The 16,801-nt window shown below is 39.8% G+C and carries 14 protein-coding genes, 1 pseudogene and 1 riboswitch; of the genes and pseudogenes, 9 read left to right on the top strand and 6 right to left on the bottom strand.

Going from position 1 to position 16,801, the window contains the following annotated elements; genetic code table 11:
- The first annotated feature begins 15 nt into the window (after positions 1-15).
- The 5 genes from H6F45_RS07240 (at position 16) to H6F45_RS07225 (ending at position 5,006) form a co-directional block, all read left to right on the top strand.
- On the top strand, positions 16-2,196 hold the full coding sequence (locus tag H6F45_RS07240) for a nitrate reductase (RefSeq protein ID WP_190346849.1): 2,181 nt from the start codon (positions 16-18) through the stop codon (positions 2,194-2,196).
- Positions 2,197-2,326: 130 nt separating this feature from the next.
- Positions 2,327-2,785: a phosphate-starvation-inducible PsiE family protein gene (locus tag H6F45_RS07235; protein WP_096570529.1), complete on the top strand. Its 459-nt coding sequence runs from the start codon at positions 2,327-2,329 to the stop codon at positions 2,783-2,785.
- A gap of 193 nt (positions 2,786-2,978) precedes the next feature.
- Positions 2,979-3,434, top strand: a complete 456-nt coding sequence (locus H6F45_RS07230) for a nitrate reductase associated protein (protein ID WP_137667144.1) — start codon at positions 2,979-2,981, stop codon at positions 3,432-3,434.
- A 48-nt stretch (positions 3,435-3,482) separates the two neighbouring features.
- Positions 3,483-3,608 (top strand): hypothetical protein, encoded by a 126-nt coding sequence (locus H6F45_RS26955; RefSeq protein ID WP_265586215.1) that lies wholly within the window; start codon positions 3,483-3,485, stop codon positions 3,606-3,608.
- Between the two features lie 27 nt (positions 3,609-3,635).
- Complete coding sequence (locus tag H6F45_RS07225) at positions 3,636-5,006, top strand: PrsW family glutamic-type intramembrane protease (protein WP_096570533.1); 1,371 nt, start codon at positions 3,636-3,638, stop codon at positions 5,004-5,006.
- 435 nt (positions 5,007-5,441) lie between these two features.
- On the opposite strand, the gene H6F45_RS07220 is transcribed toward H6F45_RS07225, so the two are convergent.
- From H6F45_RS07220 to H6F45_RS07205, 4 genes are all read right to left on the bottom strand, one after another.
- Positions 5,442-6,083 carry a hypothetical protein gene (locus H6F45_RS07220; protein ID WP_096570535.1) on the bottom strand — a complete coding sequence of 214 codons (642 nt, stop codon included), beginning with the start codon at positions 6,081-6,083 and terminating at the stop codon, positions 5,442-5,444.
- 123 nt (positions 6,084-6,206) lie between these two features.
- Complete coding sequence (locus H6F45_RS07215; protein ID WP_096570537.1) at positions 6,207-7,796, bottom strand: CHAT domain-containing protein; 1,590 nt, start codon at positions 7,794-7,796, stop codon at positions 6,207-6,209.
- Positions 7,797-7,987: 191 nt separating this feature from the next.
- Positions 7,988-9,925, bottom strand: a complete 1,938-nt coding sequence (locus H6F45_RS07210) for a protein phosphatase 2C domain-containing protein (protein WP_190346848.1) — start codon at positions 9,923-9,925, stop codon at positions 7,988-7,990.
- A 308-nt stretch (positions 9,926-10,233) separates the two neighbouring features.
- On the bottom strand, positions 10,234-10,590 hold the full coding sequence (locus H6F45_RS07205) for an NAD(P)H-quinone oxidoreductase subunit M (protein ID WP_096570541.1): 357 nt from the start codon (positions 10,588-10,590) through the stop codon (positions 10,234-10,236).
- A 704-nt stretch (positions 10,591-11,294) separates the two neighbouring features.
- Between H6F45_RS07205 and H6F45_RS07200 the strand changes: the two genes are divergently transcribed.
- Entirely contained in the window at positions 11,295-11,576 is a 282-nt protein-coding gene (locus tag H6F45_RS07200; RefSeq protein WP_096570543.1) for an Npun_R1517 family heterocyst differentiation transcriptional regulator, read from the top strand.
- Between the two features lie 362 nt (positions 11,577-11,938).
- Here H6F45_RS07200 and H6F45_RS07195 read toward each other — a convergent pair whose 3' ends face one another.
- Complete coding sequence (locus tag H6F45_RS07195; RefSeq protein ID WP_137667147.1) at positions 11,939-12,634, bottom strand: response regulator transcription factor; 696 nt, start codon at positions 12,632-12,634, stop codon at positions 11,939-11,941.
- An 846-nt stretch (positions 12,635-13,480) separates the two neighbouring features.
- Complete coding sequence (ctpB, locus tag H6F45_RS07190; protein ID WP_096570547.1) at positions 13,481-14,830, bottom strand: carboxyl-terminal processing protease CtpB; 1,350 nt, start codon at positions 14,828-14,830, stop codon at positions 13,481-13,483.
- Between the two features lie 333 nt (positions 14,831-15,163).
- Between ctpB and H6F45_RS26435 the strand changes: the two are divergent.
- From H6F45_RS26435 to H6F45_RS07180, 3 genes and pseudogenes are all read left to right on the top strand, one after another.
- Positions 15,164-15,370, top strand: a pseudogene (locus H6F45_RS26435) (YdcF family protein); the annotation flags it as partial.
- 197 nt (positions 15,371-15,567) lie between these two features.
- Positions 15,568-15,709: riboswitch (cobalamin riboswitch) on the top strand.
- Positions 15,710-15,730: 21 nt separating this feature from the next.
- The gene (locus H6F45_RS07185; protein WP_137667148.1) at positions 15,731-16,510 is read left to right on the top strand and encodes an energy-coupling factor ABC transporter permease; all 780 of its coding nucleotides are present in this window, start codon (positions 15,731-15,733) and stop codon (positions 16,508-16,510) included.
- Positions 16,497-16,799, top strand: coding sequence for an energy-coupling factor ABC transporter substrate-binding protein (locus H6F45_RS07180; protein ID WP_137667149.1), 303 nt, complete (start codon positions 16,497-16,499; stop codon positions 16,797-16,799). The genes H6F45_RS07185 and H6F45_RS07180 overlap by 14 nt, the downstream gene beginning before the upstream one ends.
- Positions 16,800-16,801 lie beyond the last annotated feature (2 nt).

Here is a 16,801-nt window from a genome sequence, read left to right as displayed (position 1 = left end):
AAAATCCCAAATATTATGAATGAAATTACAAAAACACTTTGCCCTTATTGCGGAGTTGGTTGTGGGTTAGAAGTCACCCCGCCAGCACAACATGGAAAACCTACAAATAGAGACAGCGAAGGAACACCAACTTGGCGAGTTAGAGGAGACAAAAATCATCCGTCAAGTCAAGGAATGGTATGTGTAAAAGGTGCAACAATTACCGAAGCAATTCACAAAAATAGATTACATTATCCCATGTTTAGAAAATCATTAAATCAAGATTTTCAACGCATTACCTGGGACGAAGCCTTGAATATTATCACCCAAAATATTCAAAAAACATTAGTTAATCACGGTGCAGAATCAATCTGTATGTATGGTTCTGGACAATTTCAAACAGAAGATTATTATATTGCCCAAAAATTACTCAAAGGTTGTTTAGGAACTAATAACTTCGATGCTAATTCCCGTCTCTGTATGTCTAGTGCGGTATCTGGGTATATACAAAGTTTTGGCTCTGATGGACCTCCTTGTTGTTATGATGATTTAGAATTAACAGACTGTGCTTTTTTAATAGGAACAAATACCGCAGAATGTCACCCTATTGTATTTAATAGATTAGCTAAATATCATAAAAAAAATCGTCATGTAAAAATGGTAGTTGTAGATCCCCGTCGCACTCCTACCGCCCAAGCAGCAGATTTACATTTAGCTATTCGTCCCGGTACTGATATTGATTTGTTAAATGGAATTGCCCATTTATTAATGAAATGGAATTATTTAGACACAGCTTTTATTGATGATTGTACTAGCAATTTTCCAGATTATGCAGAAGTAATTCGTCATTATTCTCCTGATATTGTTGCCCGTCAATGTGGTATTTATATTGAAGATTTAGAAACGGCTGCAAAATATTGGGGTAAATCAAAATCTGTACTTTCTTTATGGTCAATGGGTGTTAATCAATCTTCTGAAGGTACTGCAAAAGTTAGAACTATTATTAATTTACATTTAATGACTGGACAAGTCGGTAAACCCGGTGCTGGTCCTTTTTCTTTAACAGGTCAACCTAATGCAATGGGAGGTAGAGAAGCAGGAGGTTTATCGCATTTATTACCAGGATATCGGTTAGTAAAAAATGCAGAACATCGCCAAGAAGTTGAGGACTTTTGGTGTTTAGAAAGGGGTAAAATTTCACCTATTCCTGGTTTAACTGCTTGGGATATGATTACAGGTTTAGAATCTGGAAATGTCCAATTATTATGGATAGCTGCAACTAACCCTGCTGTGAGTATGCCAGATTTAGAACGGACTAAAAAAGCGTTATTAAAATCTCCTTTTACTATTTATCAAGATGCTTATTATCCTACGGAAACTGCTAGTTATGCCCATCTTTTATTACCAGCAGCGCAGTGGGGTGAAAAAACTGGAATTATGACTAATTCTGAAAGAAGAGTAACGTTATGTTCAGCTTTTCAAACACCACCAAAAGAAGCAAAACCAGACTGGGAAATTTTCGCAGAAGTGGGCAGAAGATTAGGTTTTCAAGATAAGTTTAACTTTCAAAATTCCGCCGAAGTTTATCACGAATTTGTTCAATTAACTTGTGATCGTCCTTGTGATATGTCTGGTTTAAGTCATGAGTTGTTATCAATAAATGGTCCAACTCATTGGCCTTTTTCTCAGGGTAACAATTCAGAAACTCAACGTTTATATACAAATTTACGTTTTCATACTTCAGATGGTCGCGCTAAGTTTGGTGCATATTATTCTAAAGGTTTAGCTGAACCACCTGATCCTAATTATCCTTTTATCTTAACTACTGGCAGATTATACGGGCATTGGCACACCCAAACCCGCACCGGAAGAATTGATAAAATTAAACAAATGCACCCCGAACCGTTTCTAGAAACTCATCCCCGTGATGCAGAAAAATTAGGTATTGTTGATGGTCAGGTGGTGGAAGTGCGATCGCGTCGTGGTTCAGCTAAGTTTCCTGCTAAAATCACTCAAGCTATATCCCCCGGTACTGTTTTTGTCCCCATGCACTGGGGTAAGCTATGGGCAGATGATGCTGAAGCTAACGCTTTAACTCATTCTGAATCATGTCCTGATTCTTTGCAACCAGAATTAAAAGCTTGTGCTGTGCAGTTAGTTCCAATTTCTGTAGAAATTACCACCAAAAATTATCAGCTTCAGTCTTCACAATGGTAAGCTTCACAATGGTAAACTTCTAAGTAAATTCCTCAAGAACGGCTAATATAGTCCATAATCTATAGTAACGATTATTCTTGATGATTCTTGAAGATTTATTTTGGAGTATCAATTGGAGTGTGAGAAACTAATGAAGAGATTATTTAAGCAAATTAAAGCTTGGACTAGCGACGATAACTTCATGCACGTCATTGAAAACATCGAAGTAATAGTTTCTAAGATTCTCTCCATTTTGATGGTAATAGTTATTTTTGTGGCAATTTCAGATTTAAGTATTTTTCTGTTCAACGAATTATTTAATGCGCCCTATGGTGAATTTAAGAAAGTTGTATTTAAGGTATTTGGTTTATTTTTAAATATTCTCATTGCTTTAGAAATTTTAGAAAATATCACAGCTTATCTCAAAAAGCACGTTTTTCAAGTTGAATTAGTAATTGTTACTTCTTTAATTGCTGTTGCCCGAAAAATTATTATTCTAGATTTAGAAAAAGTCACAGGAATTGATATTATTGGTTTAGGAATTGCTGTACTTGCTCTTTCAATTAGTTATTTAATAATTCGTTCTAGTAGGTCTAATGATCAAAATTAGCTTTCAGCATTTGGCTGTAAGCTAATGCCTAACGGCACGCTACGATAACAGCAGTCAGCAAGATACTAAAAAACACAAATTTCATCTGCAAAATTTTCCTAATCCACACTTATAGGTAAAAGCTGATTACTGATAGCTGATTACTTACATAAAATCCAAAATCCAAAATCTAAAATCCAAAATCTAAAATCCCATGACAGCCGAATTTTTTGAATTTGAAGCAGATTTTGTTGACTCTCTCCGTTGTATACCGATGCAAGTCCGTTACAAATTGGATACCTGTGGTATTAAATTGAAATTGTCTGATTGGCATCAGATGACTACATTAGAACGTGCTAATTTAGTAGAATTACCTTGTGCCAAAGAAACAGAAATTCAATTTTACCAAGATTACCTACAAAAATTAATTTTAGAACATACAGGCAACCAAGCTACTAAATTACCCATTGAACCTCATCCCCCTTGGATGGACATTGCAACTATACCACCCAGTGTTCAGGAAAAAGCACAAGCAATAGGTGTGACTATTACCTTACAAAAGTGGGAAAAGTTAACTCAATTACAAAGGTTCGCTCTCATTAAACTCAGCCGTTCTGGACATGAAAACAACAACTTTCCCAAAGCAATAGCAGAATGTCAGATAACTTAGCCTCCTGACTTCTGACTCCTGACTGCTGTTAATTCAACATTTTGTATTTTGAACTGGAGCAAAGCATCGGTTAGTGAAGCTATAGTTGTATTTATCGGAGGTGCTGCCGTTTCTCAGGCTAAGATTAAGTCTACTACCCAAACATTTGATCGCGTAGCATGGCATAAGCCATGAATTTGTTTAGACACACTCACTAACTCGATGACAGGCAAAAACGCAAGACAGAATGCATTTCTGCGGCTAGTGTCTAGTAATGAAGTAGCTTCCCAGTCAGAATCTCGCTACTCACTGCTTCCGAATCAAGAAATGGTCATTGGACGTGATCCTAGCTGCCAAGTTGTCTTGGATGCCATGATGTACAGGATGGTGTCTCGTCGTCATGCAGTGGTTCGTCCCCTCTCCCTATCACCAGATGGCAGATTTAGCTGGGTGATTTGCGATTTAAACAGTGCCAATGGTACTTTTTTAAATGGTCAACTTTTGGTAGGTTCTCAGGAATTACACCACGGCGATCGCATTTCTTTGGGTGCTGATGGTCCACAATTCATATTTGAGCATGAATTTGTTTCCCAACCAACCGTAATCACAACTAACCAAGGTACAGCAAGAGCCTCTACCAAAAATGGAAAACTGCACTCACAGCATGACTCTGTTAGTTTCACACAGCTATTTCCCATCATTTCCACCGGTAAAGATTTAACTCGCAAAGCTTACCTCATACCAGGAATATTAACAGTAATCTTTGTAGTGTTAATGTTCGGTACTGTAGGTCATCCCCAAGCAAATCAAGTAATTGTTGGCTCTTATATCGCCTCAGCTGCTTATTACTTTGTTTACCAACTTTGCGGTAAACAAAAGCCTTGGTGGGTACTCATAGCTATGGCAGTGAGTACAATGCTAATTTTAGTCAGTCCTTTATTAGATTTTTTTATCTTTGTATTTCGCGTGATTTTGCCTGGTAGTTTACCCTCATCTCAAGATTCTATTACCTTCACCGAATTACTGATCAGAATGTTCTTTGGTGCAGGTTTAATGGAGGAATTACTCAAGGCATTACCAATATTAGCTGCATATTTCATCGGTGATTCAGTACCATCACCTTGGAAAGAACGGATCGGAGTTTGGGAACCACTAGATGGCATTCTTCTGGGAACTGCTTCTGCTGTGGGTTTTACTTTGCTGGAAACTCTTGGCCAATATGTACCAATGATTACACAAAATGTCACTCAACAATCAGGAGTAGGCGCAGGTCAACTGGTGGGTTTACAACTATTAATTCCCCGCATTTTAGGTTCTGTCGCTGGACACATGGCTTATAGCGGCTATTTAGGCTATTTTATCGGGTTAGCTGTCCTCAAACCTTTGATGGGTTGGCAAATTCTCACTGTTGGTTATTTAAGCGCCTCCGCTCTCCATGCTTTATGGAATGCTACTGGTTCTATTAATGCTTTGCTGTTGGTGGTTGTCGGTGTTTTATCTTATGCATTTTTGATGGCCGCAATTCTCAAAGCACGAGCATTATCACCCACGCGATCGCAAAATTTCGCTACTCGCTTCCTCGAACACAAGTAGGGTTTGCGGTTCGCGTAGCGTGCTGTCAGGCATCAAAGTCTTGTCGTGGACGCAGGGAACAGGGAACACTTCGACACTTCGACAAGTTCTGTTACCGCAAGCCCTAGCTAGGGTTTGCTGAAAAAGTTATCTGTGAAGAACCAGTGACAGGTGACAGGTGCTACGCCACGGTGACAGTTTCAAGAGTTGGATAGGAACGATTTTTTCTTTAAGTAGGGTTTGCTGAATAAATGTAAAACCCAGACATAACAAAGGTTACAGGCTGATAAAGAGGAAAAAAGTGCAAGGCTTTTCAAGGGTATACCTGAAAAAGTGTGCATTTTTTTGGATTTCTAGAGATAGTAAAGAAATTTTCAAACCTCCTCCTGACTCCTGACTCCTAACGGAAAGACTTTTTCAGCAAACCCTAGTTAGCTTTTTTGTATCGGCAGAAATTTACGATTCATCTTGTAAATTAGAAAGTTCTTTGAAGGCATAATCAGCAATTGCTAAACTAACTTTCGCCTGTTCTATTTCTGATAAACCTGTCCAATCTCGATTTTCAATATTGCTGATTATAACTGCCAATTTTTGTTGGTCATTACTTCGCATAGCAGGTTCAAAACGACGGGCTAAAACAAATAAGTCTTCTGTGAGCAAATTTGGCAGTAAAGTTTGCACACATTCTACTAATTTCTCACTTGTAGATTGTTCTACATTATTGATAATTTCCGATGCTTTTTGAGCGATAGTATTTAGCCAACTTAAAGGAACAGAAGGAGCAAAAACACTGTGTAAAGCTGATTTTATACATTTAGATGGTTGTTCATCACGGTCAGTTTTAGAATGGTAAACTTGATCCCAAATTTTGTCTAAATTCTGATAAAAATCCTGCGATCGCCTAGTCAGGTCTTCTCCTAGTAAATCATCATATTCAAATTGCTGTTCTAGTTGATGAAAATAAGGTTCTGATTCTTGATCAGCCAGATCCCACGGATAAGTCTCATCTTCAGGTTGTAGTAGTGCTGCTAATAATTCTAAATCTACTGTCGATGGTAAAAATTGACAAGTATCTAACTCATGGATTTTATTAATCATGTTTCACCTCACAATTAATTAGCATTAATTTATTCTTGTTGTCAGCTACAACTGGAATATTCAAATTTCCGCAAAAAATAATTCATTAGTCATGAGTCATTAGTTACTCTTCCCAATCACCAATCACCAATCACTGTTCATATCTTCAATCACAAATTCCCATGTTTCGCCTTTAGCACTGCCAAACTTTAATTTCATACCTGATGTCAGAAGTATTTCTTCACGGAGAATTTGTTGCCAACCATTTGGACTTAAACACCAAGTTGTACCGTAAGTAGAAAAATCTTGCAGGTAATAAGTGGGAACTGATTGAGAACCAGCGATAATATTCCGGCAGAGAATTTCGGCATGGCGTTTAGAAACATAGAGTTCAGGGATAACAATATCATTATCTTTAGTGCGACCAATACGAGTGACACCAGAACGTAGTAACCAAGTTTTACCTTCTGGTGAAAGCGATCGCAAAGAAGCCGTAGGTATTGGGGAATTTATACCAGAAACAGCAGTATCTGGTAATTCCGTAATTCCTTCATCCACACTTTTGATCAAATCACCATGAAAATCTGGATGCAGGTAGAGAACTGGTAAAGTCCAAGCTGGTTGATTAAACTTATATACTGTTAACAGTTCTTGTCTAGCTGCTGCCACTGCTTCATCAATTGGTTTACGAGATCGCAAAGCTTCGGCAAAAGCTTGAATAAAACTGTGACTTTCTTGGTCTGCAATTTCATCCCGCATCGCTAGTACTGCAGGGACACCATGACGAATCAGGACTTCCGCTAAACTACTTGCAGGTATAGCTTGTTGATTAATTGCTGCTGGTTGCGCTCCCCAACAGGCATTAAACACCCCTAATTTTACACCTGTGCGGGTTAATACTTGGGCTAATTCGATGCCATTGAGGGTCAGATCAGGCCCCAAAAATAATAAACCACCATCAGGGTCTGGCATACCATGACCAGCGTAAAAAAAGACGTTGTAGCTTTGGGTTTCTAACTCTTGAATTAACTGTTGTGAAGTGGGTTGCAAGAGTGTCTTCACCAGACAAGCTGATACAGAATTTTTCTGAGATGGACTACATTCTGACAAAATTTTTTCCAGAATAGCAGCTTCTTTTTCCAATTCTAATTTATCATCATGCCCCAAAACCAACAGGACTTTTAAAGCTGGATCTGTTCGTAAATTTGGCAGAGGTTCAACTTCACTAATAGTCCGACTAAATAAAATATCTTGGGAAAGAGATATTGCTGATTGGCCGGGTTCGCGCTGCATAATTTCCCAAGGTAGCGCAATTAGATCAGGGTCACGAATTTCCAATCGCAAGCGCAACCGTTTATTTTGACCCATAGCCATACCGCGACTACGTTCTAGACTACCAAGAATTTGTCCATCGAATACCCAACGCCATAAACTGATGCCTAAATATTGCATCAACCGACTACTGTAGGGACTGGTAGTTTGACCGACCTGGGGTAAATTCAAATCAATTGTCATGTACTTAGCCCCTGGAGATGTCGAAGCCAAAGCAATATCCAGGGGACTATGACCAGCAAACATTTGCTGCCATTCTTGCCAAATTTGACTCAGTTCAGGAGAAAAAACACAGTCACGCAAAACATAACCACTGGGATAGGGAGCTTTAACGACCCAAATGGCGAAATTATCATTTCCAGTATTTACTAGACGAGCGATCGCCAGATTTAGGCAGGACATGGATTTGTGGAAACTAAACTCTAAGAACTAATAATTGACAACAAGTTTTGACAACAAGTTTTGTCTGGAAAGTGAATTTTAATTTTAGTGATCACCAGCATTATGATATCCCATGATGGTGATGAGAATCACTAAGGCGCGGGAGTTTGGTCATCATTTGATGGCGATAAATCTTGTGGGTTTTCTGAGTTTTATGGTGTTGGTGTTTTCGTTGTTGTTGGTTGTGGGGTTGCAGACGGAGTTGATGGGGTAATTGTCGATTGTGGTTCTCGTTGGATTTTGAGCCAATATCCCAGTCCACCGGCTCCTAAAAGCACACCTAAAATAATTAACAACTGTAGCGGTAGTTTGGCAGTACGCCCAGGCTTGGTTTCTGAAATTATTTGAGTTTGCTGGTACTCATTGCCTAAAGCAGTTACATTTGTGGTTCTTGGTGTCAAATCTACTGTTTTGCTGGCTGAACTTGTACTGAGCGAAGTCGAAGTAATAGTCGGAATGTCCGCTTGGAGAATGATATCTGGTTCACAGTATTTGACTTGGTAATGTACTAAAGCGATGGTGACATTATCATGTCCATTTTTAGTGTTGGCAATTTCTATGAGTCGGGCTGCAACATCTTCTATATTTGTATTGCCGCCAAGAATTGGTAAAATTTCCGTTTCCCACAACTCTTCTACTCGATCAAAATCACTCAATCCATCGGAGGTGAGCAAGAAAACAGCATCTTCATCAATGATAAATCGTTGGGACGTAGGATGCAATGAGGCACTCTTGCTCATGCCTAAAGCTTGGATCAAGGAGCCAGAACCACTATGTTGTAATGCTTCGCGATAAATAGCATAGCCCAATCGTACTTCACGAGAAGCTACATCATCATCTAAGGTAACTTGATAGCAACCGTGGCGCGTAATCCAATAAGCACGACTATCACCAATATGAGTAATGTACATTTCATGGCCAATCGGTAAGGCTAGAACTAGAGTAGTTCCCATCCTTTGCCGTCCTTGGCGATGTTCCGTATCATTACGCTGACTAATTTTATCGTTTGCAAGTGCTACTGCTTGTTCTAAATTATTGATGATTCTGAAGGGATCTATGTTTTCATCAGCAACAGAAGTGAGTTGCATCACCTCTTGCTCAATAGTTTCAATGGCTAAATTTGATGCTATGTTGCCTCCCTCATGTCCACCGATACCATCACAAACAATAGCTAAGGCGGTTTGCTGGGGAGGTTTACTCACGAGAACGCCACTAGGTGGGTAACAAGCATCTTCGTTGCGTTGACGAGAAGGTCCTTTATCTGTTTGGGTAATAATTTTAATGTTAGTGCTTGGGATTGGCGAGTTTCGTCCACAGGAGGCGATCCCCAATCCTGTCAGTCCTTGATCTAAAACCGTAATTAATTGTTCAGATGAGTGGATTTCACCATCAATTAAAGCATCAATAATTTGCTTGAGGAATTCAGCTATGGCTGGCTTGGCATTTTTGAGGAGTTGTTGCCAAAATACTCCTAATTGTGACAATGTTGGTGCTGTTTGCTGATCAAAACGCAATTCTAATAACCGCACTAAACCCCCTTCCACTCTGATTAAATAGGGGTCTAATAAGCTAGAACCGACTCCTTCAGTCAAAAGCGGTTGCCACAAATGCGCTATCTGCCACAGCCAATTCATTTGCCGCATTGATGAGGCATCATCCCACGCTGCTGTTAGCTGGCTGCACAGATGTACTTGAGTATATGTACTATCAACTGACAGGGGCGGTTTTTCTAGAACTAAGATTTCTGGTTGAGATTTTCCTTCATGGAGAGAGATGATCCCATACACTTGTGGTATATGCAAGCGGTAAGGTATGAGTCTTAGATAAGCTTTAATGTGGTATAAATTATCTAATTCAGGTATTTGGGGTAGTAAACCAGGTTTGAGATCAAGAATGATTGATTGACCAATGACCAAATAGCGATCGGCTAAAATTTCTCCAGGACTACCCAGGCTCACACTATCTGCCACTGCCCACAGGTAACGCTTGGGTAAGGGTGTGGAGCATCGCTGGCAATACTTGTGGGTCAAGGGATTGGCAGCTTGACAATATTCATTTGGGCAGTAAAGCGTTGCCGCGTCATTTTCCATATTTGTCGAACCGATCAGCGATTGGCAATTTATTCAACAGCATGAGTAGCGGTAATTTAGTCCGCTGATGTTTTTGTACTCAATGATAATAGGAGATTGGGACTGGGGATTGGGGATTGGGAATTATTAACTGGGAACTTTGAACTTTTTCCCTACACCCTGCACCCTGCACCCTTGCCTTTTCTCCTCTTTTTCCAGGATAGCTACCTCTTTGGGGGTAGTTTTGCCATACACCTAATTTGTTGGTGAGTTATAGAGTTATAAATGTAGTTATAAATCTTGTAACTCATCAACAACCACTCTCCATCTTATTTATTGGCGTTAGATGCAACCTGGGGTAGTCCCATGCTGTAGTTAGTAACGCGACTAGAGAGATTGTAGCTAATTTCACCTTTTTGTAGGAGCGATCGCAAAAAATGCTCTAGGTCTGACCCAATCCGACGTAAGTTATAATCTGTTAGGTCTACACCACTGGAAGCTTCTACTAGTTCATCGAACTTACGATAAACTTTTTGTAGTGTGTCTTCATTCCAGTTAAATTCGTTGTCTGGGTCAACATCTAACGTCAAGACGTGATTGCTAGGAACTAGTTCATCTTTTTCCATTTCCGCCGCAAAAATGCGAATATGACGGGTTGTGGACTTGAGCAGCATCGGGTTATCCATAAAAAGGTGTAAGATTTCGGCTAATTACACTGCAACTATTTTAACTGCTCTCCCTCAGCTTAATTGTTTTAACTTACAAGCTTTGAGTTGAAAATATCTTTTTCGACATAGCCAGTAATATTTAGAACCAGTAAGAATTGGAAAAAATTCTGGGCTAAAATAATTTAGTTCAGTGTATATGTGATGATCTACAACCGAATTTCTACAGTTGACAAACTTACTATCTTACCCATTAAATTTTTACAGATCAAAAAGAACACATTGTTGATTTAACCTAAATTGCCTAAAATGTTAACTGGCGGATAACAAAGGGAAAATAATCACCAATTTCCATAAGTAACCTCACTATGATTAGCGTAAAAAGTTGCACAGTTATTGACGTTTCCATAAAGTTGATGTAAAAACTTTGAAAAAGGTTGGACAAGTTCTTACAGAAACTTTATTGTATAGAATCTTAAAAACTGAATAATAGTGTATGAATTAGATATGCCAAAACTACCACGGGAATATCAAAACCTAGACAGTAAAAAACCACTTGGAATAAAAATAGGGGGGAGTGAGAAATTGAACGCAAATTTGATGGATGAGAAAAGCCTCTTACATTCAATCAGTTCTTTGTATTTAAAGGAAATATAAAGAATTTTTTTTCTGGATATTTTAGTTTCTCACCTGTATAAACACCCAGTAAAGGAATCCTCAAAACTATGAACTCCAAAGCATTACCGCGTCAAATCAATAATCTCGAAGTAGGTGTCTATGAGTGCGAAATACATCTCAAGTTCCGTTTGATTGAGGAAAAGAGTCTGTTAGGCGATCGCGAACAGCTTTTGCAGGTGCTACTAGACGCACTCACTGAGGGATCTGATGACTTTTTGGAAACACTACAAGCGTCTGTAAAGGCGCAGGAGGTTTCTGAGTTCAAAGCCTCACCTCAAATGAGACGACAACTGATGCGCTTAAGAAACTTTGTTGATAACAGCCAATAGACAATAGAGAGAAATAAAGTCACTCTACAACACAACCAAGAAGATTATCTATAAGTTCAATTCAGCATCTACATTAACCCCTTGCCAGTTGCACTACCTCAAAACCTGGATGTCTGTTGATTCGCTCATCCCTTGCTCAAATTTTTGGTTAGGGTGGTTGAAAATTTATACTCAGGGAAATTTCACAAAAACTTAGGGTTTCATTTCTATCACAAGAACCCATTTACATTTAGTAGAGTTTGATAGCAAACTCAACCAGGTGCATTGTACCAATCTTACCAATCGTTTTCATTCAATTTGAATCAGAAAGCTGTCTCTGTAAATCCTCTTGATCATGGTGATATTCTTTTTTAGTTTGGCTACTACTGAGCTAGTCCATGTTCTAAAGCAAATCTTACCAATTCTGTACGGCTATTAGTACCTGTTTTACTAAATAACCGGCTGACATATTTTTCGACGTTGCGGACGCTGGTTTCTAAGCGGCGAGCAATTTCTTTGTTCATCAACCCTTGTGCTACTAGGTTTAATACACTTTGCTCTCTGGGGGTTAAATCAATTTTAAATGGAGGTGGAGTCTGGGCAATGGCAGTTCTGGGACTTAACAAATCTTTGATTTTGGAAATTTCATGGGCTAATTTGGCAATGTCCATGTTTTCACTATCTTCTCCTATCGCTGGGGCTTGAGCAGTGCGACGGGTGAGTAAATTTTCTACAATGGCTATTAATTCATCAGGATCAAATGGTTTGGGTAGATAAGCGTCAACACCCGCTTGATATCCTTGAATGCGATCGCCTGTCATGCCTTTAGCAGTTAAAAATACTACTGGTAATGCATGAAACCGTGGATCCTCTCGCAGTTGTTTGAGAAACTGATAGCCATCCACCTGGGGCATCATAATATCAGAAATCACCAAATCAGGTGTATTTTGTTGCATCAATTCCCAACCTTCACGGGCGTTACTGGCAACTTGAACACTAAAGCCGCTTTCTTGTAAATAGTCTTTCACGGCTTCCCGTAACCCTGGTTCATCATCTACCAGTAACAGTTGTGCTGACATTGAAAATTCCCTTAGATTTGCTGTTGATTTACCTTTCTCTAATTTAGCGAAAGTTGGTTAAGATTGGGTACTGGGGATGAGGAAGATTTGAGGCAAGTTATGTTCTAATTGTCTGGTAAATCTGCTTCTCCATTTTGGCACTCTGCGTCCTAAAGGAGCAGATATTCTTGATTCAACGAGTCCACTTAGACTAGATCCCTTGCAGTTTCTCATCCAGAGGTGGTTCTCTCCCCAAGCGTTACTTAGGGAATGCCCTTCCCTAGTTGGATGATGCCAAATTTTGTTTGAGTTTAAATTCTGTGTCGTGTTTCGACTACTTCGACTTACTTCGACTGCGCCCTTCGACACCGCCCTTCGACACCGCCCTTCGACACCGCCCTTCGACACCGCCCTTCGACACCGCTCAGGACAGGCTCAGGACAGGCTCAGGACAGGCTCAGGACAGGCTCAGGACAGGCTCAGTACAAGTGCGCTCAACACAAGTCCAGCTCCCATGTAGACGCGAAGCGCCTTCCCGAAGGGTAGATTTTACCTATTCCTCGCAAGAAACTAGAACTATGGAATAGAACCCACCAATCTTCAGTTGTCAAAGTACAGATTGCCGTTAGGCAGTTAGGTTTTTATACAGGTTGATTACCATTCCTGTTAAAAACAATCTACCATGACTGCCCCTGAAGGGGCAATCCGTTTTATTCAGCAACCCCTATTTATAGTATAAATAATAGCAGATCCCCGACATCTTCAAGAAATCGGGGATCTTATTTTTCAAGTCTTTACTCTTGACTTCTGTAAGTGCAACCACGGGGGGTTTGCCCCTACTGACTCCTGACTTCTGACTCCTTAAAATTAAAATTTCAAATCTTCAGCGCGAATACTCAAAGGTTGAGTATTTTGAGAAGTTTGAGAAGGTGTTGTAGGTTGGGCAAATTTTGTATTAGAGAGAGCTAGAATAGCACGAGCGTATTGTGGGTCATTTAGAGTTCCAATTAAATTGGGATTAGCAGCTAACTGACGCTCCTGTGCTTCCGTTAAATCTAGCTGAATATCTGGTATAATTCCTGTCTTGTTAATATCCGTACCTTTGGGGGTATAGTAGTGGGCAATGGTGACAGCTAACCCAGAACCGTCATTCAGTTCATGGACTGATTGTACCAAGGCTTTACCAAAGGTTTGACTACCTACAACTACCGCCCGGTTATTATCCTTGAGTGCGCCGGTGAGAATTTCACTAGCACTAGCGGAATTACCGTCTACAAGTACAGCTAAGGGTCGATTTGTCAAAGCTGTGCGATTGGCTTTGGTTTCTTCACTATCTCCCACACGGTCTACTGTCTTGACAATGCCACCATTATCTAGCCACATCCGCGCTATTTCAATACTTGCTTGTAATAAACCGCCTGGGTTGCCACGCAAGTCTAAGACAAAGGAATCAGCGTTTTGACGATTCAAGTCACGAATCGCTTTTCGCATCTGATCCGCAGCGTGGCTGCTAAACTCCCTTAACCGAATATAGCCAATGCGACGGCCACCGTCTTGTTTGAGGGTATAATTTACTATGGGAACTTCGATAGTTGCCCTCGTCAGCTTGACATCAAACTGATTTTTTCCCGGTCTTGACAGTCGTAAGGTGATGGCAGTACCCGCTTGACCACGAATCAAATTAGATGCTTCTTCCACTTTCATATTGAGAGTGGGTTTACCGTTAATCGCTACAATTTCATCCCCTGTTTTAATACCTGCTTTCTGGGCTGGAGAATTTTCTAGAGGTTCAACCACTGTCAATCGCTGGTTTTTTTCGTTGATTTCCATGCGAATGCCAATTCCCGTAACCTCTCCAGATGTTTGACGGGTGAGGGCTTCAAATTGCTTGGGATCCATAAACCGCGTGTAAGGATCACCCAATCTTTGCAAGGCTTGGCGGATAGCTACATAAGCTTGTTCATTGGAGGTATATTCTTTGCTTAACAGGCTTTGCCTAATTGCTTGCCAATCTTGTTGATTAAATTTGCCATCAACATATTCCCTATTTACAAGTTGCCATACTTGGTCAACTAACGCTTTTGGACTATCTTGTAAAGCGGCTTGAACACACTTTGTCCAAGCTTGACCAAATAAAGATATAGTAGCAGTTGTAGCGATCGCTCCACCAATCAAGGCTGCTTGGAGCGGTGAGTGACGTTTCGCAGATTGATTCATGTATACAGATGGAATAAATAATTGTATTGTTGACAGTTTAGCAATCAGGCTTTCCTGAAATTTTTAAGTTTTTATACTCTACTTATGAGCTATGCTTAATCTAAGATTAATCCATCATTTTTTCCTTTGTAAATGATGTGGAAATTACGGTCTTTTTATTAATAAATATCGCTGGGATGGAAGTGGTTTTACTGTTAAAGCAGCCACAGCATTTGTGTGAATTTCATCACTCTTTTCTTTTTTCAACTAAGATCCTTTTCCTAAGATAGCGCTTTGTTGACTTGATGGCTGGATTTTTCAATATTAAACAATAAAGCTTTAATTTTCTATGTTATGAAGCACAAACCTACCATCAAATCATTAGTTTCTTGGCTGATGAGATTTAGAAAACTGTGGCGATTGTTACGAAATATTGCTTTTGGGTTGTGTTTGATCCTGCTAAGTTGGCTGACTTTCACTACTATAACCTTAGTTTTTGCTTCTTCACAGCCTGTCGATGCCTTTTTTGTGCTTGGTGGTAGTATTGTCCGGGAAATTTATAAGAAAATCGAGTGAGCCACAACCACCGAAATGAAATTAAAGTATCTCCGCCACGCTCCGATACTTTATTTTACTATGGCTTCGCCTTTAATTTTCGGAGATGTCTAATTGATAATTAGTCGCCCGAATGCTTCGCTCCTACGACTCCTGACTTTTGCTATATTTGCAAAACTTTACTAGCAACTGGCGTTAGTCATGATATTGTTACTCCCATCGGTTCTGATGAGGAGCAGTCATTGGACGCAAGGGGGAAAGTTCGGTGCAAGTCCGGCGCTGTCCCGCAACTGTGAACCATTATTAGGTTAAGTCAGGATGCCCGCCGATGACAATACTTTTACATCAATCTGCGAGGTACAGATTATGTCTCTAAAAAAACGGGGTTGGATGAGTCTAACCCTGATGGGATTTATTAGTTTTTACTTAGTAGTTGGTTTACCTAAACCTGCCTATGCTATGCATATTATGGAAGGTTTTTTACCAGTGCAATGGGCGGTTTTTTGGTGGGTTGTAGCATTACCATTTTTTGTTTTCGGTTTGCGAAGTTTGACTCGCATTACTCAAGCTAACCCAGAATTGAAGTTATTGTTGGGGTTAGCTGGTGCTTTTACTTTTGTCTTGTCAGCGTTAAAAATTCCTTCTGTGACAGGTAGTTGTTCTCACCCCACAGGTACAGGGTTAGGTGCGGTGCTGTTTGGACCTTTGACGATGACAGTTTTAGGAACTTTGGTACTATTGTTCCAAGCTTTGTTACTGGCACATGGTGGTTTGACAACTCTGGGAGCAAATGCTTTTTCAATGGCGATCGCTGGACCGTTTGCCGCTTACTGGATCTATCATCTCATTATTCGGTGTAGTGGTAAACAAAGAATTGCTATATTTTTATCAGCAGCGATCGCTAATTTACTCACCTACATTATTACTTCTATCCAACTGGCTTTAGCTTTTCCTGCACCTGTTGGTGGGTTTATCGCTTCATTTACCAAGTTCGCTGGTATCTTTGCTATTACTCAAGTTCCTTTAGCTATTAGTGAAGGACTGCTAACGGTGTTGGTATGGAATTGGTTACAATCCTATAATCCTCAAGAATTAGAATTGCTAAAGTTAATCAAACGGGAAACTGAAAGTAATGAATCAGTCTAAACAAGATTTTAATAACTGGCTATTAGTCTTAGCTGTATTCGCGTTAGCATTTGCTCCCCTCATATTAGTCAGAAATGCTGATTTTGGTGGTGCCGATGACAAAGCCAAAACCGCCATTAGTCAAATTCAACCCGCATATCAACCTTGGTTTCAATCAATATTTGAACCTCCTAGTGGGGAAGTAGCTAGTTTATTATTTTCTGCTCAAGCTGCCATAGGTGCGGGAGTAATTGGTTATGCTATTGGTTTGTATAAAGGACGTTCTCAACAACAAAAACATGAAGAATAAGT

Origin of the sequence: Sphaerospermopsis sp. FACHB-1194, assembly GCF_014696235.1 — a bacterium.
Lineage (GTDB): Bacteria > Cyanobacteriota > Cyanobacteriia > Cyanobacteriales > Nostocaceae > Sphaerospermopsis > Sphaerospermopsis kisseleviana.
This window is presented reverse-complemented; position numbering and strand designations above follow the sequence as displayed.